The sequence below is a fragment of the Agrobacterium sp. T29 genome (assembly GCF_006970545.1).
In the GTDB taxonomy this organism is placed as follows: domain Bacteria; phylum Pseudomonadota; class Alphaproteobacteria; order Rhizobiales; family Rhizobiaceae; genus Agrobacterium; species Agrobacterium leguminum.
Window position 1 is genome coordinate 925,576 of the sequence record NZ_CP040641.1, and the last position, 22,142, is coordinate 947,717.

General features: G+C 60.2%; 21 protein-coding genes. 14 read left to right on the forward strand and 7 right to left on the reverse strand.

Annotated elements, in window-relative coordinates; genetic code table 11:
* Positions 1-2: 2 nt before the first annotated feature.
* The 5 genes from FGF54_RS19305 to FGF54_RS19325 form a co-directional block, all read right to left on the reverse strand.
* Entirely contained in the window at positions 3-1,331 is a 1,329-nt protein-coding gene (locus tag FGF54_RS19305) for an FMN-binding glutamate synthase family protein (protein WP_078052083.1), read from the reverse strand.
* Between the two features lie 16 nt (positions 1,332-1,347).
* Positions 1,348-2,034: a GXGXG domain-containing protein gene (locus FGF54_RS19310; RefSeq protein ID WP_142780797.1), complete on the reverse strand. Its 687-nt coding sequence runs from the start codon at positions 2,032-2,034 to the stop codon at positions 1,348-1,350.
* Between the two features lie 37 nt (positions 2,035-2,071).
* Complete coding sequence (locus FGF54_RS19315) at positions 2,072-2,977, reverse strand: glutamine amidotransferase family protein (protein WP_078052085.1); 906 nt, start codon at positions 2,975-2,977, stop codon at positions 2,072-2,074.
* A gap of 96 nt (positions 2,978-3,073) precedes the next feature.
* Positions 3,074-3,754 carry an XRE family transcriptional regulator gene (locus tag FGF54_RS19320; protein ID WP_168208191.1) on the reverse strand — a complete coding sequence of 227 codons (681 nt, stop codon included), beginning with the start codon at positions 3,752-3,754 and terminating at the stop codon, positions 3,074-3,076.
* Between the two features lie 34 nt (positions 3,755-3,788).
* On the reverse strand, positions 3,789-4,763 hold the full coding sequence (locus tag FGF54_RS19325; RefSeq protein WP_078052086.1) for a GlxA family transcriptional regulator: 975 nt from the start codon (positions 4,761-4,763) through the stop codon (positions 3,789-3,791).
* Positions 4,764-4,852: 89 nt separating this feature from the next.
* Between FGF54_RS19325 and FGF54_RS19330 the strand changes: the two genes are divergently transcribed.
* The 4 genes from FGF54_RS19330 (at position 4,853) to soxG (ending at position 9,957) form a co-directional block, all read left to right on the forward strand.
* Positions 4,853-6,103 carry a sarcosine oxidase subunit beta family protein gene (locus tag FGF54_RS19330; protein ID WP_078052087.1) on the forward strand — a complete coding sequence of 417 codons (1,251 nt, stop codon included), beginning with the start codon at positions 4,853-4,855 and terminating at the stop codon, positions 6,101-6,103.
* A 77-nt stretch (positions 6,104-6,180) separates the two neighbouring features.
* Positions 6,181-6,456 (forward strand): sarcosine oxidase subunit delta, encoded by a 276-nt coding sequence (locus FGF54_RS19335; RefSeq protein WP_078052088.1) that lies wholly within the window; start codon positions 6,181-6,183, stop codon positions 6,454-6,456.
* A complete protein-coding gene (locus tag FGF54_RS19340; protein ID WP_142780798.1) occupies positions 6,453-9,416 on the forward strand; it encodes a sarcosine oxidase subunit alpha in 2,964 nt (987 codons plus the stop codon). Before FGF54_RS19335 ends, FGF54_RS19340 begins: the two co-directional genes overlap by 4 nt.
* The gene (soxG, locus tag FGF54_RS19345) at positions 9,409-9,957 is read left to right on the forward strand and encodes a sarcosine oxidase subunit gamma family protein (RefSeq protein ID WP_142780799.1); all 549 of its coding nucleotides are present in this window, start codon (positions 9,409-9,411) and stop codon (positions 9,955-9,957) included. Before FGF54_RS19340 ends, soxG begins: the two co-directional genes overlap by 8 nt.
* Positions 9,958-9,966: 9 nt before the next feature.
* Here the strand turns inward: soxG and FGF54_RS19350 are convergent, their stop codons facing one another.
* Entirely contained in the window at positions 9,967-11,007 is a 1,041-nt protein-coding gene (locus FGF54_RS19350; protein WP_142780800.1) for a LacI family DNA-binding transcriptional regulator, read from the reverse strand.
* Positions 11,008-11,155: 148 nt separating this feature from the next.
* On the opposite strand from FGF54_RS19350, the gene FGF54_RS19355 reads away from it, so the two are divergent.
* The 8 genes from FGF54_RS19355 to FGF54_RS19390 all read left to right on the forward strand — a co-directional run bounded on the left by FGF54_RS19355 (position 11,156) and on the right by FGF54_RS19390 (position 19,534).
* A complete protein-coding gene (locus tag FGF54_RS19355; RefSeq protein WP_142780801.1) occupies positions 11,156-12,121 on the forward strand; it encodes a substrate-binding domain-containing protein in 966 nt (321 codons plus the stop codon).
* A gap of 105 nt (positions 12,122-12,226) precedes the next feature.
* Positions 12,227-13,231 carry an ABC transporter permease gene (locus FGF54_RS19360; protein ID WP_168208192.1) on the forward strand — a complete coding sequence of 335 codons (1,005 nt, stop codon included), beginning with the start codon at positions 12,227-12,229 and terminating at the stop codon, positions 13,229-13,231.
* Positions 13,232-13,240: 9 nt separating this feature from the next.
* Entirely contained in the window at positions 13,241-14,062 is an 822-nt protein-coding gene (locus tag FGF54_RS19365; protein ID WP_003519613.1) for an ATP-binding cassette domain-containing protein, read from the forward strand.
* Positions 14,063-14,086: 24 nt separating this feature from the next.
* A complete protein-coding gene (locus FGF54_RS19370) occupies positions 14,087-14,989 on the forward strand; it encodes a sugar phosphate isomerase/epimerase family protein (protein ID WP_142780802.1) in 903 nt (300 codons plus the stop codon).
* A gap of 82 nt (positions 14,990-15,071) precedes the next feature.
* Positions 15,072-16,244: a Gfo/Idh/MocA family protein gene (locus FGF54_RS19375; RefSeq protein WP_142780803.1), complete on the forward strand. Its 1,173-nt coding sequence runs from the start codon at positions 15,072-15,074 to the stop codon at positions 16,242-16,244.
* An 81-nt stretch (positions 16,245-16,325) separates the two neighbouring features.
* Complete coding sequence (locus FGF54_RS19380) at positions 16,326-17,267, forward strand: sugar phosphate isomerase/epimerase (protein ID WP_142780804.1); 942 nt, start codon at positions 16,326-16,328, stop codon at positions 17,265-17,267.
* Positions 17,268-17,322: 55 nt separating this feature from the next.
* Positions 17,323-18,252: a sugar phosphate isomerase/epimerase gene (locus tag FGF54_RS19385; protein WP_142780805.1), complete on the forward strand. Its 930-nt coding sequence runs from the start codon at positions 17,323-17,325 to the stop codon at positions 18,250-18,252.
* A 178-nt stretch (positions 18,253-18,430) separates the two neighbouring features.
* Complete coding sequence (locus FGF54_RS19390; RefSeq protein WP_142780806.1) at positions 18,431-19,534, forward strand: agmatine/peptidylarginine deiminase; 1,104 nt, start codon at positions 18,431-18,433, stop codon at positions 19,532-19,534.
* A gap of 282 nt (positions 19,535-19,816) precedes the next feature.
* Here FGF54_RS19390 and FGF54_RS19395 read toward each other — a convergent pair whose 3' ends face one another.
* Positions 19,817-20,194: an HNH endonuclease gene (locus FGF54_RS19395; protein ID WP_142780807.1), complete on the reverse strand. Its 378-nt coding sequence runs from the start codon at positions 20,192-20,194 to the stop codon at positions 19,817-19,819.
* 372 nt (positions 20,195-20,566) lie between these two features.
* Between FGF54_RS19395 and FGF54_RS19400 the strand changes: the two genes are divergently transcribed.
* Positions 20,567-20,833 carry a helix-turn-helix transcriptional regulator gene (locus tag FGF54_RS19400; protein WP_142780808.1) on the forward strand — a complete coding sequence of 89 codons (267 nt, stop codon included), beginning with the start codon at positions 20,567-20,569 and terminating at the stop codon, positions 20,831-20,833.
* A gap of 12 nt (positions 20,834-20,845) precedes the next feature.
* The gene (locus FGF54_RS19405; protein ID WP_142780809.1) at positions 20,846-22,090 is read left to right on the forward strand and encodes a type II toxin-antitoxin system HipA family toxin; all 1,245 of its coding nucleotides are present in this window, start codon (positions 20,846-20,848) and stop codon (positions 22,088-22,090) included.
* Positions 22,091-22,142: the final 52 nt, after the last annotated feature.

Genomic DNA, 22,142 nt, shown 5'->3' on the forward strand with positions numbered 1-22,142 from the left:
GCTTAAAAGCTGCCTTTGCCCGGGAACCAGTTGGTTCCCGCCAGCGGAACCTGCGCCATGGCGGCAGCCTCCATCGTCAGCGCCACCAGATCTTCCGGCTCCAGATTGTGGAGATGGTTCTTCCCGCAGGCACGCGCGATGGTCTGCGCCTCGAGCGTCATGACCTTCAGGTAATTGGCAAGACGGCGGCCGGCGGCCACGGGATCGAGGCGAGCGGCAAGCTCCGGATCCTGCGTGGTGATGCCGGCGGGGTCTTTGCCCTCGTGCCAGTCATCGTAAGCGCCGGCCGTGGTGCCGAGTTTCTGGTATTCGTCTTCCCATTTCGGATCATTGTCGCCCAGCGCCACCAGCGCCGCAGTGCCTATAGCGACCGCATCGGCACCCAGCGCCAGCGCCTTGGCGACATCCGCACCCGAACGGATACCGCCGGAGACGATGAGCTGCACCTTGCGGTGCATGCCGAGATCCTGAAGCGCCTGCACGGCGGGGCGAATGCAGGCAAGCGTGGGCATGCCGACATTTTCGATGAAGACATCCTGCGTGGCCGCCGTGCCACCCTGCATGCCATCCAGCACCACCACATCCGCACCGGCCTTCACCGCCAGCGCCGTGTCGTAATAGGGCCGCGCGCCGCCGACCTTGATATAGATCGGCTTTTCCCAGTCGGTAATTTCGCGCAGTTCGAGGATCTTGATTTCCAGATCATCCGGGCCGGTCCAATCAGGGTGACGGCAGGCGGAACGCTGATCGATGCCCTTCGGCAGGTTGCGCATATTGGCGACGCGATCGGAAATCTTCTGACCGAGCAACATGCCGCCGCCGCCCGGTTTCGCGCCCTGACCGACGACGACCTCGATGGCGTCCGCACGGCGCAGATCCTTCGGGTTCATGCCGTAACGGGAGGGCAGGTACTGATAAACCAGCGTCTGGCTGTGGCCACGCTCCTCATCCGTCATGCCGCCATCGCCGGTCGTGGTGGAGGTGCCGGCGATTGTCGCGCCCCGGCCGAGCGCTTCCTTGGCGTTGCCTGACAGAGCGCCGAAGCTCATGCCGGCAATGGTGATCGGCGTTTTCAACGTGATCGGCTTCTTCGCGAAGCGCGTGCCGAGTGTAACTGTCGTATCGCATTTCTCGCGATAACCCTCGAGCGGATAACGCGAGATGGACGCGCCGAGAAACAGGAGATCGTCGAAATGCGGCACCTTGCGCTTAGTGCCCGCGCCGCGAATATCATAGATGCCGGTCGCAGCCGCGCGGCGGATTTCCGCCAGTGTATGGTCATCGAAAGTTGCGGATTTGCGCGGCGGGGTGAAGGGGTTGTGATAGCTCATCGGAATATCCCTCGCCTCAATACGCGTCGGCGTTGTCGATGTTGAAATTGTAGAGCGTGCGGGCCGAGCCGTAGCGCTTGAACTCGTCAGGGCTGACATCCGTGACGCCGGCCTTTTCCAGAAGTTCGGCGAGCTTTTCGAGATGTTCGGGTCGCATCTCCTTCTCGATGCAATCGGCACCCAGGCTCTTCACCGAACCGCGCACAAAAAGCTTCGCCTCATAAAGGGAATCGCCAAGCGCATCGCCCGCATCGCCGCAGACGACGAGATGGCCGGACTGGCCCATGAAGGCCGACATATGGCCGATATTGCCCTTCACGACGATATCGATGCCCTTCATGGAAATGCCGCAGCGGGAGGCGGCATTGCCCTTGATGACCAGAAGCCCGCCGCGGCCTGTGGCGCCGGCATATTGCGAGGCGTCGCCCTCGATGACGACCGTGCCGGACATCATGTTCTCAGCGACACCCGGCCCGGCCGAGCCGTGCACGGTGACGTTGCCGCCATCATTCATGCCGGCGCAATAATAACCGACCGAACCATGCACATCGACGGTGACGGGGCTGTCGATGCCAACCGCCACGGCATGGTGGCCGCGCGGATTGACGACCTCGAATTCGGTGTCGTTTGCGCCCGAGGAAAGACCGTGGAGCGCCTTGTTGAGTTCACGCAGCGGCGTGTGGGAGAGATCGAAAACTGGCATGGATTATGACTTTCAAAACAGGCGCCGATGACGGGTCTCAGGCGGCCTTTTCATGGTCCCAGAAATAGACGGTCGCCGGTTCCGGCTCCCAGACGCGGGCATTTTCAATGCCGGGCAGATTGACCAGAGCGCGATACTCAGAGCCGAAAGCGACATATTGGTCGGTCTCGGCCATGACAGCAGGCTTGCAGGCGATAGGATCACGCACCACCCCGAAACCGGATTTGGTGCCGACGACGAAAGTGAAGAAACCATCGAGATCATCGAGCGCGCCGGTCAGCGCCTCGCCCAGATCCTTGCCCTTGGCCATTTCCGCGGTGAGATAGGCGGCGGCGACTTCCGAGTCGTTCTGGGTCTCGAAGACCATGCCCTCGCTCACCAGTTCGCGGCGCAGATTATTATGGTTGGAAAGCGAGCCATTATGCACCAGGCACTGGTCTGCGCCGGTGGAGAAGGGATGCGCGCCAAGCGTCGTCACCGCCGATTCCGTCGCCATGCGGGTGTGGCCGATGCCATGGGTGCCCGCCATGGAGCGCACGTCAAAACGGGTGACGACATCCTTCGGAAGACCGGTTTCCTTGTAGATTTCGACGCTGTCGCCGGAACCCATCACACGCACATTCGGGCGGATTGCGGAAAGAACCGGACGGATACCATCCAGTTTTTCGGCGGGAATATCGAGAACAGCATGAGTGCTTTTCACCGTGACCACGGCATCGACGCCGCTTTCCTTCAGCGCTTCGGCGAGGCCGGAAAAATCGGCGGTCGGATCGGCCGACTGGATCGTCACTTTCGCCCGGCCATTGGCAGCGCTTCCGTAGATCGCGATGCCGGCCGAATCCGGGCCGCGATCGGTCATGGTGACGAGCATGTCCGAAAGCAGCGCGCCCAGCTGCGGTTCAAGGCTTTTGTCTTTCAGGAATAGTCCAACAATGCCGCACATCGACAGGCACCTCCATTCGTTTCTGAATGAAGGGCTAACATATGGAATTCCATTCCGTCAACTATCAGGAATATTTTTTTCTTCTAAGGCAAATTATCAATCATTGCCCAGCCGCCTTTGCGGATAGGAAATGATCGACAGATAACGGGCGGGAAGCTTCACCAATTCCTCCGGCCCATGCGGCGCATCGGCGTCGAAAAACAGGCTGTCGCCGGCCTGCATGGTGAAAAGCTGCTCGCCGTGGCGGTAAACCACCTCGCCTTCCAGCATGTAGAGAAACTCCATTCCCTCATGCTGGAAGGTCGGGAACACGTCCGAATCCTTGGTCAGCGTGATGAGATAGGGCTCGACGGTGACGCCGCTGGTATTGTTGTCGATATGGCCGAGCAGGCTGTATTGATGACCGGCGCGAGTGCCCCTGCGCTCGATATTCACGCCCTGCCCCGCCTTGACGAAGGTGGCGCTGCGCGGCTCCTCGAAACCGCGAAAGAAGGCCGTGATCGGCACGCCCAGCGCCTTTGAAAGCGTCTGCAGCGTCGTGAGCGATGGCGAGATATTGCCGTTTTCGATCTTGGAAAGCATGCCCACGGAAACGCCGGTGGCCGATGCAAGATCGGTGACCGTGATGCCGAGTTTCTTGCGATAGGCGCGCACCTCATGGCCAATCGCCATTTCCAGATTGTTGACCCTTGGCTCGCGGATGGCATGCGGATCCTGCGACAGGAACTGCGCAGTTTCGGTTTTGGTGGTATCCTTCACCATGATATCCTCCGGCATTATCGTGTTTTCCCTTCCTTACAGGAAAACTATTTTAATTCGGAGGAAATCTTTGCCGCATTGTATTTGGGGTATGGCCGAACCGGGCCTTGAAGCTTCCCGAAAAATGCCCGGCGCTTGAGAAGCCGGTGGCGAAGGCCACTTCGGCAATGGAGAGCGGGCTTTGCTCCAGCAGCCGCCGGGCGTGATCGAGACGGATCGCGCGGTATGTTTCCAGAAATGTCGTTTTCAGATGGGTTGCGAAAAGCCGGTCGAGGTGGCGCGCGCTGGTTCCCGCCAGTTTCGCCATGGTCTGCCGGTCGAGCGGGCTTTCAATGGTCGTTTCCATTTTTTCCAGCACGGCCAGCAGGGCCGGATGGTTGGTGCCATGGCGCTCGGCGGCGGAACCCCGTTGCGGCGCGCCGGGTTCGGCCACGGCCGTATGCAGATACCAGTCGCTGACACGCCGCGCAAAATGAGCGCCCATTCTCTGCGAAATCATCGCATGCATCATGTCGAGTGGCGCGACGCCGCCGGCGCAGGTGATGCGATCCCCGTCGAAAACAAACCGCGCCTGCCGGGGCGTGAGATGGTCGAAGGCCTCTTTCAGCACCGGCGCATGCTCCCAGTGAATGGTGAAATCGCGGTTTTCCAGCAATCCCGCCGCCGCCAGCACATAAGCGCCGCTGGAAATGCCCCCGATCCGGACACCCTGCCGCGCCAGCCGCCTTAACGTGCCGTAGGAATTTTCCGCAACGGTCCAGTCCTGCGGCCCGCCCCCTGCGCAGACGAAGATCGTGTGGCATCTCTCGCCTGCGGTGGCGAGTGCCTCGCAGCCGACAATGATGCCGGAAGAACTTCTGACAGCCTCGCCATCGAAAGAAAGCGGAACCACATCGTAAAGATCGGTTCCGGCGATCAGATTGGCGGCGCGCAATGGCTCCGCCGCCGAGGCGTAAGACATCAGCGCGAAATTCGGAACCAGGATGAAACCAATGCGCTGGACATTCTTCTGCTCGATGGTCGTCATGTCTCTTTTTTAAATCATTATGTCCCTTATTTGCAATTCCCTTTCGAACGACGCCGGTAAGCTTGCGCGATATCGTTCGAGGTACGCAGATGCGCTATTCCGCCTTTTCCATTTTCAAGAACGGCCTTTTCGGCAACAAGGCGTGGAAACCCGCCTGGCGGGAGGTGTCTCCGAAACCGCATTATGACGTCATCATCGTTGGCGGCGGCGGACACGGGTTGGCGACGGCCTATTATCTTGCGAAAGAATTCGGCGTCACCAATGTCGCGGTGCTGGAAAAAAACTACATCGGCTCCGGTAATGTCGGCCGTAACACCACGATCATTCGCTCCAATTATCTGCTGCCGGGTAACAATCCCTTCTACGAGCTTTCGATGAAGCTGTGGGAAGGGCTGGAGCAGGATTTCAACTTCAACGCCATGGTTTCCCAGCGCGGCGTGCTGAACCTCTATCATTCGGATGCCCAGCGCGACGCCTATACAAGGCGTGGCAACGCCATGCGGCTGCACGGCGTCGACGCCGAATTGCTGGACCGCGCCGCAGTCAAGGCCATGCTGCCGTTCCTCGATTTCGACAATGCCCGCTTTCCGGTGCAGGGCGGCCTGCTGCAAAGACGCGGCGGCACCGTGCGTCACGATGCCGTCGCCTGGGGTTATGCGCGCGGCGCGGACAGCCGCGGCGTCGATATCATTCAGGGCTGCGAGGTAACCGGCATTCGCCGCGAAAACGGCAGTGTCGTGGGTGTGGAAACCGCCAAGGGCTTCATCGGCTGCGGCAAGCTGGCGCTCGCGGCAGCCGGCAATTCCTCGCAGGTGGCCGCCATGGCCGGGCTGAAACTGCCGATCGAAAGCCATGTGCTGCAGGCTTTCGTGTCTGAGGGGCTGAAGCCCTTCATCGATGGCGTGGTCACCTTCGGGGCCGGCCATTTTTACGTCTCGCAATCGGACAAGGGCGGCCTCGTCTTCGGCGGCGATATAGACGGCTACAATTCCTATGCCCAGCGCGGCAATCTGGCGACGGTCGAACATGTCGCGGAGGCAGGCAAGGCGATGATACCGGCGCTCTCGCGCGTCCGGGTGCTGCGCTCCTGGGGCGGCATCATGGATATGTCGATGGATGGTTCGCCGATCATCGACCAGACCCCTATCGACAATCTCTATCTCAATGCCGGCTGGTGTTATGGCGGCTTCAAGGCGACGCCCGCTTCCGGTTTCTGCTTCGCCCATCTTCTGGCGCGGGGTGCACCGCAGGAAACGGCAACGGCCTTCCGGCTGGATCGCTTCCGGCGCGGTTATCTCATCGATGAAAAGGGCCAGGGCGCCCAGCCTAACCTTCACTAAATCTGTAGCGGGATTTCAGGCGGAAATCGCTCACAGTTTTCGCCATCCCGCTATCTGGCGGATCAAGGACATCTGAAATGGCAAGTCTCGTGCCCTGCCCGCATTGCGGGCCAAGACCCAGGGAAGAATTCACCATCAAGGGCGCAGCCCTTCAAAGGCCCGCCGCCGATGCCGGCGCGGAGGAATGGTTCGATTATGTCTATCTGCGCGACAATCCGCGCGGCGCCTATGAGGAGTATTGGCACCACACATCCGGCTGCCGCCGCTGGCTGGTCGTCGCCCGCGATACCGCCACCCATGAGATATCCGCCTGCCGCGACGCCGCCGACGAGACGAAAGTGACAAACGCATGAGCGCCAACCGCCTGAAGACCGGCGGTCTGATCGACCGTTCCAAACCGCTTTCCTTCACCTTCGACGGCAAGCCTATGTCAGGCTTTCAGGGCGACAGCCTCGCCTCCGCCCTGCTCGCCAACGGCCAGAAACTCGTCGGTCGCAGTTTCAAATACCACCGCCCGCGCGGCATATTGACGGCGGGTGCAGCCGAGCCGAATGCGCTGATGACCATCGGCCGCGGCGGGCGCACGGAGCCGAACACCCGCGCCACCATGCAGGAGCTTTATGCCGGGCTGGAAGCCAGCAGCCAGAACCGCTGGCCCTCTCTCGATTTCGATATCGGCGCCTTGACCGGCCTTCTGTCTCCCTTCCTCGGGGCGGGGTTCTACTACAAGACCTTCATGTGGCCTGCCGCCTTCTGGGAAAAGGTCTACGAGCCCTTCATCCGCAAAGCCGCCGGCCTCGGCAAGGCGAGCTACGAGGCGGATCCGGATACCTATGACAAATGCTGGGCGCATTGCGACCTGCTGGTGATCGGCGCCGGCGCGGCAGGTCTGGCCGCAGCGCTTGCCGCAGGACGCGCCGGCGCGCGCGTCATCATTGTCGATGAACATTCCGTGGCAGGCGGCTGGCTTCTTTCCGAAACCGCCACCATCGGCGGTAAAAGCGCTGCGGATTTCGCGGCGCAATGCGTTGCCGAACTTGAAGCCCTGCCGAATGTGACGATACTGACGCGAACCACGGCTTTCGGCTGGTATGACGGCAATGTCTTCGGTGCGGTGGAGCGGGTGCAGAAACATCTGCCCGATCCGAAAGCACATGTGCCCGTGGAGCGCCTGTGGCGCATCGTCGCCAAGCGGGCGCTGCTTGCAACCGGTGCGGAAGAACGGCCGCTGGTCTTCGGCGGCAACGATGTTCCCGGCGTGATGATGGCCGGCGCCATGCGCAGCTATCTCAACCACTATGCCGTCAGCCCCGGTAGGGCGACGGCAATTTTCACCACCAATGACAGCGGTTATGCCCTTGCCCGCGATCTGGAGGCGCAGGGCGTCGCTCTGGCCGCCATCATCGACAGCCGTGAGCAGGGTAGTCCGGGCTACGAAGGCAAGGCGCGCGTCATCAAGGGTGGCGTCGTCTCTAATGCCAAAGGCGGCAAGGCGCTTTCCGCCATCGAAGTTTATGCGAATGGCCGGGCGGAGAAGCTGAATGTCGATGCGCTGGCCATGTCGGGCGGCTTCAGCCCCATCATCCATCTCGCCTGCCATCGCGGCGGCAAGCCGGTCTGGTCGGAGGACGATGCCGCTTTTCTGGCGCCCGGCAATCTCAAGGGGCTGGAACTCGCCGGCGCGGTTTCCGCGATCAACGGTATCGCCGCCTGCCTTGAGGATGGAGCGCGGAAGGGCGCAGCGCTGGCACAAGAGCTCGGCTTTGCATCGACCGCACCGACATTCGGCACAGTGGAAAACGATATCGTGGCCCCGCCTGCAAAGCCGCTCTGGTCCATCCCCGGCATTAAGGCGAAAGCCTTTGTCGATTACCAGAACGACGTTCACCGCAAGGATCTCGGCCTCGCTATCCGTGAAGGTTATGGCCATGTCGAACTCGCCAAACGCTACACCACCAACGGCATGGCGACGGATCAGGGCAAGCTTTCGAATGTCAATGCCATCGGGCTGCTGGCCGAAGCGCGTGGTATCTCCCCGGCGGATGTCGGCACCACGACGTTCCGGCCGTTTTATACGCCCGTCTCCTTCGGAGCACTGACCGGAGCCTATCATGGCCAGCATTTCCAGCCGGTACGCAAATCGCCGCTGCATGGTTGGGCCGAGAAAAACGGGGCCGTGTTCGTTGAAACCGGGCTCTGGTATCGCTCTTCCTGGTTTCCGCGCGAAGGCGAAAGCGGCTGGCGGGAAAGCGTCGATCGTGAGGTTCTGAATGTGCGCAAGAATGCCGGGCTCTGCGATGTGTCGATGCTTGGCAAGATCGAAATCTGTGGCAAGGACGCCGCCGAATTCCTGAACCGGGTTTATTGCAACGCTTTCCTCAAACTGCCGGTCGGCAAGGCGCGTTATGGTCTGATGCTGCGTGAGGACGGCATGATCTATGACGACGGCACCACCAGCCGGCTGGAGGAAAACCGCTTCTTCATGACGACCACCACCGCCTATGCGGCGGGCGTCATGAACCATCTTGAATTCTGCGCGCAGGCGCTCTGGCCTGATCTCGACGTGCGGCTTGCCTCCGTCACCGACCAGTGGGCGCAGATGGCGATTGCCGGACCGAAGGCACGCGCCATTCTCCAGAGGATCGTCGATGAAGATATTTCCGACGAGGCCTTTCCCTTCCTCGCAGCCCGGGAAGTCTCCCTGTTTGGCGGGCAGCTGCATGGACGCCTGTTCCGGATTTCCTTCTCCGGCGAACTGGCCTACGAACTTGCCGTCCCGGCCGGTTACGGTGAAAGCGTCGCCGACGCGCTGATGGAAGCCGGCGAGGCGGAGAATATCATGCCCTATGGCGTCGAGGCGCTTGGCGTGCTGCGCATCGAAAAGGGACATGTCACCCACAATGAAATCAACGGCACGGTGGTGCCCGCCGATCTCGGCTTCGGCAAAATGGTCTCCGCTACGAAGGCCGATTTCATCGGCCGACGGATGCTGGAGCGCAAGGGGCTTTCCGAAGCCGACCGTCCGAGCCTCGTCGGCGTCGTGCCGCTTGATCCAAAACAGTCCTTCCGCACCGGCTCGCATATTCTTGCGAAGGATGCCGCGGCAACGCTGGAGAACGATCAGGGTTATGTGACCTCCAGCGCCTTCTCACCGCATCTGGGTTCGACTATCGGTCTCGCCCTGGTCAAGAATGGTCCTGCGCGGCATGGCGAGGAAATCATGGTCTGGAACGGCCTGCGCAACGAATTTACCCAAGCCCGCCTTTGCAACCCGGTTTTTGTCGATCCTCAAAACGAGAAACTCCATGTCTGATTTCAAGCCTGACTTCAAATCCGGCTTCCGGCCGACGCTCCGCCCGGTGCTGGGCGCGAAGCGAGCGATTGCCTCCACCGCCATCAAGCTCTCTCCGCTGCCGGAAGGCGCGATCATCCACGTTCTGGCCGCACCCGACGCAACGGATCTGGACGCCCGCCTTCGCGACCTTGCCAAAGGCGATATACGCGCGGTCTCACCGGGCCAATGGTTCATCGTCGGTGAACACCCTCTGTCTCATGCTGATATGAAGGCGCTTCTTGCAGCGCTCGAGCCTCAGGCAACGGGTGTCGACCAGAGTCAGGGACGCGTTCGCATCCGCATCGAAGGCAAGATGGCCGAGCGAGTTCTGGCCAAAGGCACAGCAGTCGACCTGTCTCTAGCAGCCTTCCCGGTGGGACATTCCGCCGCGACGCTGATCGGCCACATAGCAGCCCACCTCACCCGGCTTGACGGGCAGGTCTTCGAAGTCATCGTGCTGCGCGGTTTTGCCGAAAGCCTGTGGGACGATCTTGCCCGGATGAGCCTCGAATTCCAGTGATCGTGTCGGTCAGGTCCAGATGCTTTCGGGCGTCAGGATTTCGAAGGGCACGATCCGCTGCTCTACGGAAGACGAATCTCCGTTCTCGATTCGCCGCAACATCACGTCGATCAACTGCTGCGGCATTCTGTCGAGGGGAAGCGGCAGCGAGGCGGTAATCAGCCCTTCGTTGAGGCCTTTTCGTGTTTCCGGCCCGATATCGTTACAGATGATTTTTATGTCGCGCTGCCGCTCGGCAGGCAGTTCCCTGAGCGCGCGCAGAACACCCGATATGCCGCCGCCATTGACATAAATCCCCCGGAGCCCCGGTTCGGCCGCAATCATATCCCGCACAATGACATAGGCATTTTCCGGCTCCTCATGGGTCAGCAGCGTTTCCGCGACCTGAAGTTCAGGTGTGTTCTCGCGCATATAGGAGCGGAAGCTGGCGTCCGAAACATCCTGGCACTGATACCGATTGCTGCCGATCAGCGGTACGACCACGCCCTCGCCCTTTACCGTCTGGCTGAGGAACCATGCCGCCGTGCGGCCGCGTTTCCAGCTGTCGGTGCCGACAAAGCCCGCGCGGCTTGCCGCCGATAGATCGGATACGTAAGTCACCACCGGAACGCCCTTGCCCCGCAGCTCGTCGATCGCCTGGCTGACGAGCGGATGATCGGCCGTCACCACCGCGATTGCGCCGCAGGATTGTCCCATCTTCAAGAGATTGGCGGATACGGCCTCCGGTGAAAGATCGTCCTCGAAAACGACATCCGGCTCAATGATGCTATCCGGCCGCTGGCGTGCGGCGGCAACGATCCCTTCCGCCCAAAGCCGGTAAAGCGGCCGGTGGGATTGCTGCAACAGAAAGCCGAGCCGGTGATGGGGCATGGCCTCGCGGCGACGGTCCTTGATGGTGCCGAGACCATAAAAACCGATCTCCTCCGCCGCCTTGAGTATCTGGTCGATCGTATCCTGGCGCACGGAAGTCGAACCGTGCAGCAGCCGGTTGACCGTGGAGATGCTGACACCGGCGGCTTTCGCAAGATCGGTAATGGTCGGTCGGTTCATGACGCCTCACAATCGTATCATCCATGAATGACATGAAATGATATTAAATGCAACATTAAATGAAATATAAATTCCATTCCCATGAAAATGAAAGATATAAATCGTCCTGTCATTAGGGCCCGTCGGGAGAATGGGCAGGGAGGAAGCAATGGCATTTTTCAGGAAATTTCTCGCAACGGGCGCTGTGTCGCTCGTGATGGCATCCGGCGCGTTCGCGGCCAATATCGCCGTTGTCGGCGGCAAGAATGACGATGCGTTCTGGAACCTCATTAAAAAGGGTGTGGACGACGCACGCCTCGTGGTCGAGGCAAATGGCGGCAAGGTCAATTACCTGCGTTTGCAGACCTATGACAATTTCGCGCCCGACGTGTTGCAGCTGATCCAGACCGCCATCAGCCAGAAGGTCGATGGTCTCGTCATTCCGAACTGGGTTCCGGAAGGCGAGGACCCGGCGATCCGGGAAGCCATCAATGCCGGTATCAAGGTCATTCTCATGAATGCCGGTGGGCACGAAAAGGCCAAGGAACTCGGCGCGATCAATTATGTCGGCTCCGACGAATATATTGCCGGCGTCGCCGGCGGCGAATATTTTGCGAAACAGGGCAAAAAGAACGTCATCTGCGTCAATACCGTTCCGGGCGCCGCCAATCAGGAGGCGCGCTGCAAGGGCGTCATCGACGGCATTACCAAGGCCGGCGGCGCCGGCAAGCAACTGCCGCTTCCCGCCACCAGTTTCGGCGACGCCACCGCCGTCGCCGAGGCGATCAAGGCGACATTGCTACAGGACAGCAAGATCGACGGCGTCCTGACCATTTCGGCGGGCGATGCGGATTCCGCCGCCATCGGCATCATGCAGGCCGGCAAGACAGAAACCGCCCTGCTTGGCACTTTCGATCTCAACCAGTCCGGCCTCGACCGGATCAAGGACGGGACACAGGGTTTTGCAATCGACCAGCAGCCCTACCTGCAATCATTGCTGGCGGTAACGCTTCTGGCCTCGGCCATCGATTTCGGAACCGATCTGCCGACCGCCCCGCTGCTGACGGGACCGAACATCGTCGACAAATCCAACATCCAGACCACGCTTGTCGGCGTCGCCAAGGGAGCACGCTGAGCGGTGATCCTTGCCCGCCTCCGATCCCCGGCGAAACCGGGGGTCGGGGTTTGACGGGCAGAGGATATCCCCTCGGCACTTAGGGCCAATATTGGAGTGAACGACGTGAAAAATCTCTCTTTGGGCGACCTTCTGCGCCGCCCGGAATCAGGCGCCTTTCTCGGCCTTGTTTTCGTTCTTGCCTTCTTCGTCATCTTCGGCAGCATCGATTTTCTCAAACCCGCCGGCGCCGCAAGCTGGCTGAATGTCGCCGCCAATCTCGGCATCGTCGCCATTCCCGTCGGGCTGCTGATGATTTCCGGCGAGCTCGATATTTCCATCGGCGCTATGATCCCGGCCGGCGCGCTGACGGTCGCCATCATCACCGGTTATTACGGCATGCCGATCTGGCTCGGCATTGTCGGCGCGCTTGGCCTTGGCGTGCTTGTCGGGCTTATCAACGGCTTTCTGGTGATACGGACCGTGGTGCCCTCACTGATTGTCACGCTCGGCACGCTGTTTGCGGTGCAGGGGCTGATCCTCGGCTTTTCCGTGCTTCTGACCGGCACGACCAGCGTGGCGCTGAGCCCGGCCCAATCCGGCCCCATCGCCAAATTCCTGTTCGGACAATTCATCGGCGGCAGTTTTCAGGTCAGCATCGTCTGGTGGCTGCTGCTGACGGCGATCTATATCTTCTATGTCCATTATTCGCCCTTCGGAAACTGGATTTTCGCCATGGGCGGCGACCGGGTGAGTGCCCGCAATGCCGGCATTCCCACCGACAAGCTGACGGTGACGCTTTTCGTCCTTTCCTCCGTCAGCGCCTCCTTCGTCGGGGTCTGTCAGGCAATCCTGTTCAATGTCGCCCAGGTTTCGGCCGGCATGACCTTCATCTTCAACTCCATCATCGCGGTCGTCGTGGGCGGGGTGCTGCTGACTGGCGGCTTCGGTTCGGTGATCGGTATTTTTCTCGGCACCATCACCTTCGCCATCGTCAATCAGGGCATTTATTTCACCGCCTTTGACCGCAACTGGTCGAGCCTCATCATCGGCGTCATGCTGCTCCTGGCCGTGCTGATGAACAACACCTTCCGCGTCATGGCGCTCACCTATTCGCCGAAGAAGAAGTGAGGCAAGACGATGTCGACACCCATTCTCGAACTTAAAAACGTCAACAAATCCTTCGGCCCGATCGATGTTCTGCACGATATCTCGCTGAAAGTGCGCGCCGGCGAGGTGCTCTGCCTGCTGGGCGACAATGGCGCGGGCAAATCCACACTGATCAAGACATTGGCCGGCGTCTACCAGCCGAGTTCCGGCGAAGTGCTGATGGATGGAAAGCCGGTCAATTTCGACGGACCGCGCGATGCGCAGCGCATGGGCATTTCCACCGTGCACCAGTTCGGCGGAACCTTTCCGCTGATGAGCATCGGCCGCTCCTTCTTCATCGGCGCCGAACCGACCAAAGGTTTCTGGCCTTTCCGGATCTACGACCGCAAGAAAGCCAACGAAATCGCCGTCAAGGCGGTGCAGGAATTCGGCATCACCCGCATCGATGACGGCGACCGCCTGATCGGCGGGCTTTCCGGCGGCGAGCGGCAATCGCTCGCCATCGCCCGCGCGGTGCATTTTGGCGCACGCGTTCTGATCCTCGATGAGCCGACGGCAGCGCTGGGCGTGAAACAGGCGTCCCACGTCCTGCGCATCGTGCTGGAGGCGCGCAAGCGGGGCATCGCGGTGATCTTCATCACCCATCAGGTCACCCATGCGATTGCCGTCGGCGACCATTTCGCCGTGCTCATTCGCGGCGCGGTCGCCGCAAACTTCCGCAAGGGTGAAAAATCCCGCGAGGAAATCACCGATCTGATGGCCGGCGGTGAAGCGCTCGCCGACCTCGGCGCGGAGGTGGAAAATTACATGGCCAGCCATGACGGCCATCCGCCGCAGCCACCCTCGAATTAAGACTTAAAGCAAGGATCAAGACCGATGAAAATCGCCATCGACCCCCACATGCATCGTTTCACCAGCCTCGATCAGCTTCCGGCCAAAGTGAAGGAACTCGGCTACGACTGGATCGAACTCAGCCCGCGCGCGGATTTCCTCGAATGGTTCAAGGCGCCGCGCGTCTTTCCCGAGCGGATCAGGTCTTTCAAGAAGGCGCTGAAGGACGCCGATGTCGGCATCGCCTCGCTGCTGCCGATGTATCGCTGGGCCTCCAATGACGAGACCGAACGGCAGGCAGCGGTCAAACACTGGAAACGCGCCATCGAGATCGCCATCGAACTGGAGGTCGACACGATGAACTCAGAATTCGGCCGCGGACCGCATCCCGACAAGGGTTCATGTTATTGCTGCCACACCGGCTCGATGATCGAGGCCTGCGAGGATGCCTGGTGGCGCTCGATGGAAGAACTGGTGCCGATCTTCGAGCGCGAAAACATCAACCTGCATGTCGAGCCGCATCCGGAAGACTGGTGCGAAACGCTACAGCCGGCGCTCGACATCATCCGCACCGTCAATTCGAAGAACGTCAAGTTCCTCTATTGCGCGCCGCATACCTTCTATTTCGGCGACGACACCAAGGCGATGCTGCGCGAAGCCAAGGATGTGCTCGCCCATGTGCATGTGGGCGATACCTTCAACCACAAGGCCAGCTCCGGGCTTCGTTATATCCTCAATCCGCCGGGCACACAGGCGCGGGTGCACCAGCACCTGAATATCGGCCAGGGCGAAGTGCCGTGGGACGATTTCTTCGGCACGCTTTCCGAAATCGGCTTTGACGGCATCATGACCTCCTGCGTCTTCGCCTGGGAGGACAGGGCCGATGAATCGAGCCGGTTCATGCGCACCAAGATGCAGGACTATATCGACCTCTATTTCAAGAAATGACGCGGCAAACCGGCGCTGAGCCCGAGGCAGACCCCGCCTCCCGCCGCGGCCATTCGCAACATCAAATGGAAAGACGACTGACATGATCAACGGAGAAAGACTGATTTCGCGCCCGCTGCGCTGGGCCATGGTGGGCGGCGGACGCACGGGACAGGTGGGCTACAAGCACCGCACCGGCGCCCTGCGCGACGGCAACTACCAGCTCGTTGCGGGCGCCTTCGACCTCGATGCCGAAAGGGGCAAAGACTTCGGCGTCAATCTCGGCGTGGCGGCGGAACGCTGCTATGCGGATTACAGGGCGCTGATTGCCGGCGAGACGGCACGCGAAGACGGCGTGGATGTCGTCTCAATCGCCACCCCCAATTTCACCCACTACGAGATCACCAAGGCCTGCCTTGAGGCCGGGCTGCATGTCATCTGCGAAAAGCCGCTATTCTTCACCGTGGCCGAATGCGAGGAGGTGGCGCGGCTGGCCGAGCAGAAGGGCCTGATCGTCGGCGTCACCTATGGCTTTACCGGGCATCCGCTCGTCCACCAGATGGCGGCCATGGTCAAAAAGGGGATGCTCGGCGACATCCGCATCGTCGACCTGCAATATACCCATGGCTTCAATGCCGGCGACGATGTGGGCGCGGGCGAGGCCGTCAAATGGCGCACCAATCCCCGCACCGCCGGTCCGACCTTCGTGCTGGGCGATATCGGCACGCATCTCTATTATCTCTCTGAAGTCGTGCTACCGCATATGAAGGTGGAACGCCTGCTCTGCGACCGCAAGGCCTTCATCCCCACGCGCGCGCCGCTGGAAGATCACGCCACCGTTCTGATGCATTACGACAATGGCGCACGCGGCCGCCTGTGGGTCTCCTCCGTCAATGCCGGCAATATGGGATCGCAACGTTACCGTTTCGTCGGCTCCAAGGCGTCGCTCGAATGGTCGGATTCCCATCCCGATCAGCTGATCTACGAGGTTCAGGGCGAGCCCGGCCGCATCCTGCATCACGGCATGCCCTATCTGGAACAGGAAAGCCTCGCCATCGACCGCATGGGCGCGCTGCATACCGAAGGTCTCGGCGATAGCTGGTCGAACATTTATCTCTGGATCGCTCAAGCTGTCGACGCGGCAAATCGCGGTGACAAGGCTTTCCTGAAGACCCACCATTATCCTGGCATCACGGCCGGCACCGAAGGCGTTCGCTGGCTGGAAAACTGCGTCCGTTCGGCCGATGCCGGCGCCGCCTGGGTCGATTTCGCTTAACCAGCTTGGGGGCGCGCCGGACAACTCTCCCGTCCTCCTCCTCTTCAGACGCGTCCCCATACCTCCTCGGAAAGATGAACGATGAAACTCGCAATTTGTACCGACGTCATGGCAAGCCTGCCCTTCACCGACATGCTCGACAAATGCGTCGAGCTCGGTGTCGAAGGCATCGAGATGACCGGCGGCGGCTGGTCCAGCGGTCCGCATTTCAGGGCCGACGAACTTCTGGCGGATAAGGGTCTGCTCAAATCCAAGCTCAAGGAAATCGAGGCCCGTGGCCTCGAAATCGCTGCGCTGAATTGCTCCGCCAATCCGCTCGATCCCGGCGATATGGGCAAGCGCCACCTGAAGGAGATTGAGGACACCGTCCGGCTGGCGGGCGAAATCGGCGTGACGAAGATCGTCACCATGTCCGGCCTGCCGGAAGCAGCACCGGGCGACACCGTGCCGAACTGGCTCGTCTACACCAAGAGCTGGCCGAACGAGATGCCGGAGCGCGACCGTTACCAATGGGAAGACCGCGCCTTTCCGCTCTGGCACGGGCTTGTGAAGCTCGCCAGGGAAGCGGGCGTCGAAAAATATGCGCTCGAGAATTTCTCGGCCATGCTCGTCTGGAACCCGGAAACCCTGTTCCGCCTGCGCAATGAGGTCGGCCCGACGGTCGGCATGAATCTCGACCCGTCGCACCTGATGTGGATGGGGGCCGATCCCATCGCGTCCGCCCGTGCACTCGGCAGCGCGATCCACCATTGCCACGGCAAGGACACCCGCATCGAACGCGGACTGGCCGATGTGAACGGCCTGCTGGAGCTGAAAGAGGTGACGGATGTCGCCAACCGCAGCTGGAACTATGTGGCAGTGGGCGCCGGCCATGATCTGCAATGGTGGAAGGAATTTTTCTCCGTGGTGCGCATGGCCGGTTACAATGGCTGGGTCAGTCTGGAAATGGAAGATTTCACCATGTCCACCGAGGCGGGCATCCAGTCCTCCATCGACGCCCTGCAAGCCACCATCAGCCGCTGAGATCTGCTCCGGGCCGCAGAAGGCGGCCCGGCGTCAATTGCGCCACGAGGATGCCATGACCAACCGGATCACCATCACCACCGCTCCCTGTTGCTGGGGCGTCGACGACGTCAAGAATCCCCATCTGCCCCCTTGGGAAAAGGTGCTGGACGAGGCGAAGGCCGCCGGTTTCGGCGGCCTGGAACTCGGCCCTTACGGTTATCTGCCGCTCGACCTCGAGCGTGTTTCGCAGGCGCTCAATGAGCGCGACCTGAAGATCGTCGCCGGCACGATCTTCGACGATCTGGTCTCACCGGAGAACCGCGACAATCTGCTGCGCCAGACCGACGAGATCTGCGCGCTGATCACCCGCCTGCCGAAACCGGAAACCCATGCCGGCCAACGCTTTTCCGCCCCCTATCTGACGGTGATGGACTGGAGACATGACGAGCGGGACTATGCCGCCGGCCATTCCGACCGCGCGCCGCGCCTCGATGGCGACGCATGGAACGGCATGGTCGAAAACATCCGCGCCATCGCAACGCTCGCCCGTGACAAATATGGCGTGCGCGCCACCATCCACCCCCACGCTGGCGGTTACATCGAATTTGCCGATGAGTTGCAGCAGATCGTCGAGGACATTCCCGCCGATCTGGCGGGCCTGTGCCTCGATACCGGCCATATGGCCTATTCCGGCATGGACCCCGTCACCACGCTTCGCCGCTATTGGGATCGTGTCGACTATATTCATTTCAAGGATATCGACGCTGCGGTTTTCGAAGAGGTGATGGCAGAACGCATCCGCTTCTTCGACGCCTGCGCCAAGGGCGTCATGTGCCCGATCGGGCGCGGCTCAATCGACTATCCAGCCATCCACAGCCTTCTGACGGAACTTGGCTATGGCGGCTATATCACCATCGAACAGGAGCGCGATCCGCGCAATGCCGGCGGCATTCTGGATGATCTGGCGGCCAGCAGGGCATTTCTCGCTGAGTGTGGGTTCTGAGAAAACGGGGCAAATCCGTTGCACCTTTCGCAGAGGCAATAGCGGCCGAGAGCCGCGGCATTGAAAAATGGCAACGTTTGCAGGCAATTTCGTCCCTGTTGACAGCACCTGTCAGCAAACCTAACCTGTATCACCGCGAAATGATCGACATTTTTCTTTTTATTTTCATGGTGATACGATGATGACCCGTCGCCAGAGCCTGCTGTTTGCCGCTGCTGCCACCGGTCTTTCAACCTTGTCACACCAGAGTCATGCGACAGGCTCATCGGCGCGTGCCGCCGGTTTCTGGTATCCTGAAGAAACCGAACCGCATGAACGCACTTTCATGCAATGGCCGGTGAACCCCGCCGTGCATGATGACCCTGATTTCCTCGACGATCTTCAGAAAACCATCGCAAAAATCGCCAACACCATCGCGGAATTCGAACCGGTCGTGATGCTGGCCGCAGCGCAGCACCATGGCGCGATCCGCAGCCAAGTGTCGCGCAGCGTCGAGTTGTGGGATATTCCAACCGATGATTTGTGGTGCCGCGATTCCGGACCGTCTTTTGTTGTGGATGGCAAGGGCGGATTGGCCCTCACGCAGTTCAACTTTAACGGATGGGGCAACAAACAGACCCATAGCGCCGATGGCCGTATTGCCGCGCGGATAGCCGAGCGCATGGGCCTTCAGATTTTCGATGCAGGACTGGTGGGAGAGGCCGGAGGCGTTGAAACGGACGGTCACGGCACGCTGATCGCCCATGAAAGCAGCTTCGTCAACGCCAACCGCAATCGGGACAGCAAAGCCCGGATCGAGCAGATGCTGCTGGACACGATGGGCGCACGCAAGATGATCTGGGCGCCGGGAATTATCGGTGCGGACATCACCGATTATCACATCGATGCACTGGCCCGTTTCGTCAAACCGGGGCAATTGCTGATTCAGATGGGGGAAAAAATCAATCCCGACGATCCCTGGTCGGTCGCCGCCTTCGAGACCCATGATATCCTGGCCGCCGCCACCGATGCCGAGGGCCGCAAGCTTGAGATGGTCATTTTGCCAGAGCCCTATGGCATCCGTGCGGATAGCGCCGATTTTGTCTCTTCCTACGTCAATTATTATGTCTGCAACGGCGCCGTAATCGCCGCCGAATTCGGCGACCGGCAAGCCGATGAACGAGCCGTAACCGTTCTTGGCAAGCTCTATCCAGATCGGGAGATAATCACGTTGAATATCGATCCGTTGGGTGAAGTGGGCGGCGGCATCCATTGCGCCACCCACGAGCAACCCAAGGTCTGACATGGGAACAGGCACTCGTGACGACCAAAGGCGCCGCAACCACGATGCCGAAATGGCATCAAATCCACGAAAAGTATTGATTAAGCGATAATGGCGGAGAGGGTGGGACTCTTCCCCAATTGCACGAATCCAAGGGTTTCTGGCAACGCACTGACAGACAAGCCCGATTTCGATACCTGGAGCGATACATTGAACGATACATTTTGGCAAGTCGACGATTTCGGCCTTTGCCGATGCCTGTGTCGAACACCGCAATATGGAGTATCCTCGTACCCTTGCTGCTCATGCCGGTGGCTCTCCTCGATTGCCTAGAGCTGCAATGACCTGGGGCGGATGCCACTTTCCCTTGGCCATTCTGGAGCGCACGACAGACGCATGCTTGGTCGCATCAAGAGGGTGCTTTGTCCTGTGGCGGGTTGCGTTACAGAAGAGGCATGCGGCGACGATGTTGGCCGCGACGTCCTCGCCACCATTGCATCTTGCATTCAGGTGTTCCGCTGTGCATTGAAATCGCTTCGTCAAACCCGGCGGCATTCCATAGCGATTCATGAACTCTTTCGGTGACGCGTCCCACATCGGCAGTTGGCAGTAATAGCAGCGCCAGCCTTGTTCAAGAGCAGCTTGATTTCTGAGATTCTTGATCGCCTTTGTTGATGGCATGGATTCACGTCCTTTGCTTCATTGCTGAAGCGGACGTGCAGTGGCCGGGAAAACAGCCACCCCTCAGTTGGGAGTAGAATCCTCGCACAAGACGACGTATGCGTAATACGTCACTCCGCAGTCTTTGAACGGTACGAGCGCCGATCGGACGCCTCGCTGACGAGTTGGTAGAAAACTCCAAGTAAGCGAAATCGCTCACCTCCATCCGTCCGCCAGCTTAGCAGAAGTCGCGGGTTGATCAACAGTCACGCCGTGCCTTCCCGATCGGGACGATAGTTTCGTAATAGGCAGAAATCTTCCTTTTCGGTAAGCTCATCTGGATTCTTGATTATTCTTCCTTTACGGTAAGAGTAAAATCGCAGGGAGGTCATCATGATCCGTTCAGCGGCAGAATTCGGCGCGCTTGTTCGAGAATACCGAAAGAAGCAGGGATGGACGCAAACCCAGCTCGCTGAGCGCTGTGGCACCGGGGAACGCTTCATCGTCGATCTAGAAAACGGCAAGCCAAGCTGTCAGCTTGAGAAATCCCTGATCGCGGCCAGAACGGTTGGACTTAACCTCGGCGACCTGAATGCGATCTCGTCCTTGCCGATTCCGGCAGCCGATGACGACCTCGACTACCTGCCGCGCTTTTCCTGATCGGATACGACCTTGACGACTATCTACTACGAGAACTGGTCTGTTGCGCACTTGTCGGATCAGGATGGCCTAGCTCTCTCATACGACGCAGAGTGGGAGAAACGGTCCTCAGCCTTCCCATTGTCGCTTACGACGCCAATGCGCGCAGGCAGCTATGGGGCCGAACGGGTCATGCCGTGGCTCGCGAACCTGCTGCCGGAAACCCATCTGTCCGAAATTGGCCAGCAGCTCAAGGTGTCGCCCCAGGACGTAATCGGTCTCCTGCTGCGTGTCGGCCGCGATACGGCAGGTGCCTTCTCGATCGGTGAGCCGCGACGGGAGGGAAATAATTTCCGCATCGTCGATGACGGGGAAGCACTTGAGCGCATCATCGACGAACTGCCGGAGCGGCCATTCCTGATCGGTGAGCGGGGCGTCTCAATGTCGCTTGCAGGCGTCCAGGACAAGCTCCCCGTCTACATCGATTACGAAGGTCGGATCGGCATACCGGTTGACGGCACCCCTTCGACCCACATCCTGAAGCCCGACATCAAACGTCTTGCGGGGAGCGTCACCAATGAAGCGTTCTGCATGATCCTCGCAAGGCTCTGCGGGCTGGACGTTGCCGAAGTGACAATGGGCCGTGCAGGAACACGGGACTATCTTCTCGTCCGCCGCTATGACCGGGTTGCTGACCGCCAAGGTGTCATCCGCCGCATACACCAAGAAGACTTCTGCCAGCTGCTGGGACTGTTCCCGGCGGAGAAGTATGAGCAAACCGGTCTCGGTCAGCGTGGCGGCGCATCACTGCCGCAGATGTTTCAAGCCTTGGCGCGCCTTGTCTCGCCCGCCGAACGCATCCGTCTGCTTGACGCGGTGATCTTCAACATCCTGATCTGTAACTCGGACTCGCATGCGAAAAACTACTCGGTGCTTGTCGGCGCGTCCGGCACCGCGAGACTCGCGCCGCTCTACGATCTGATGTGCGCGTCACCCTACAAGCAGGTCGATCAATCTCTGCCCCAGCAACTGGCCGGCAAGCGCAACGCCGACGAGTTGCACGCGAAGGACTGGCGTCAGTTTGCCGCCGATGTCGGGCTTAGTCCCGCTGCCGTAACCAGGCGCGTCGTGGAGCTCGCCGCTCTGGTCGCGACCAAGGCAGACGAGGCACTTGACCACGTCCAATCGTACCCGGTTTCAAATCGCGAACTTGCGTCCAGCCTCGTCTTTCTCATCAGGAAGAGATGTAGGCGGATCGAGCGGCAGATTTCGGCCTGAACCCAGTGGTCTGAAGTCGATCAATACACTTTATGGGTGTGCCTTTATTATC

What these genes read in the sequence shown, in the direction of transcription:
- FGF54_RS19305 (WP_078052083.1), bottom strand. Translation starts at nt 1,331, where the DNA reads ATGAGCTATCACAACCCCTTCACCCCGCCGCGCAAATCCGCAACTTTC.
- FGF54_RS19310 (WP_142780797.1), bottom strand. Translation starts at nt 2,034, where the DNA reads ATGCCAGTTTTCGATCTCTCCCACACGCCGCTGCGTGAACTCAACAAG.
- FGF54_RS19315 (WP_078052085.1), bottom strand. Translation starts at nt 2,977, where the DNA reads ATGTGCGGCATTGTTGGACTATTCCTGAAAGACAAAAGCCTTGAACCG.
- FGF54_RS19320 (WP_168208191.1), bottom strand. Translation starts at nt 3,754, where the DNA reads ATGCCGGAGGATATCATGGTGAAGGATACCACCAAAACCGAAACTGCG.
- FGF54_RS19325 (WP_078052086.1), bottom strand. Translation starts at nt 4,763, where the DNA reads ATGACGACCATCGAGCAGAAGAATGTCCAGCGCATTGGTTTCATCCTG.
- FGF54_RS19330 (WP_078052087.1), top strand. Translation starts at nt 4,853, where the DNA reads ATGCGCTATTCCGCCTTTTCCATTTTCAAGAACGGCCTTTTCGGCAAC.
- FGF54_RS19335 (WP_078052088.1), top strand. Translation starts at nt 6,181, where the DNA reads ATGGCAAGTCTCGTGCCCTGCCCGCATTGCGGGCCAAGACCCAGGGAA.
- FGF54_RS19340 (WP_142780798.1), top strand. Translation starts at nt 6,453, where the DNA reads ATGAGCGCCAACCGCCTGAAGACCGGCGGTCTGATCGACCGTTCCAAA.
- soxG (WP_142780799.1), top strand. Translation starts at nt 9,409, where the DNA reads ATGTCTGATTTCAAGCCTGACTTCAAATCCGGCTTCCGGCCGACGCTC.
- FGF54_RS19350 (WP_142780800.1), bottom strand. Translation starts at nt 11,007, where the DNA reads ATGAACCGACCGACCATTACCGATCTTGCGAAAGCCGCCGGTGTCAGC.
- FGF54_RS19355 (WP_142780801.1), top strand. Translation starts at nt 11,156, where the DNA reads ATGGCATTTTTCAGGAAATTTCTCGCAACGGGCGCTGTGTCGCTCGTG.
- FGF54_RS19365 (WP_003519613.1), top strand. Translation starts at nt 13,241, where the DNA reads ATGTCGACACCCATTCTCGAACTTAAAAACGTCAACAAATCCTTCGGC.
- FGF54_RS19370 (WP_142780802.1), top strand. Translation starts at nt 14,087, where the DNA reads ATGAAAATCGCCATCGACCCCCACATGCATCGTTTCACCAGCCTCGAT.
- FGF54_RS19375 (WP_142780803.1), top strand. Translation starts at nt 15,072, where the DNA reads ATGATCAACGGAGAAAGACTGATTTCGCGCCCGCTGCGCTGGGCCATG.
- FGF54_RS19380 (WP_142780804.1), top strand. Translation starts at nt 16,326, where the DNA reads ATGAAACTCGCAATTTGTACCGACGTCATGGCAAGCCTGCCCTTCACC.
- FGF54_RS19385 (WP_142780805.1), top strand. Translation starts at nt 17,323, where the DNA reads ATGACCAACCGGATCACCATCACCACCGCTCCCTGTTGCTGGGGCGTC.
- FGF54_RS19390 (WP_142780806.1), top strand. Translation starts at nt 18,431, where the DNA reads ATGATGACCCGTCGCCAGAGCCTGCTGTTTGCCGCTGCTGCCACCGGT.
- FGF54_RS19395 (WP_142780807.1), bottom strand. Translation starts at nt 20,194, where the DNA reads ATGCCATCAACAAAGGCGATCAAGAATCTCAGAAATCAAGCTGCTCTT.
- FGF54_RS19400 (WP_142780808.1), top strand. Translation starts at nt 20,567, where the DNA reads ATGATCCGTTCAGCGGCAGAATTCGGCGCGCTTGTTCGAGAATACCGA.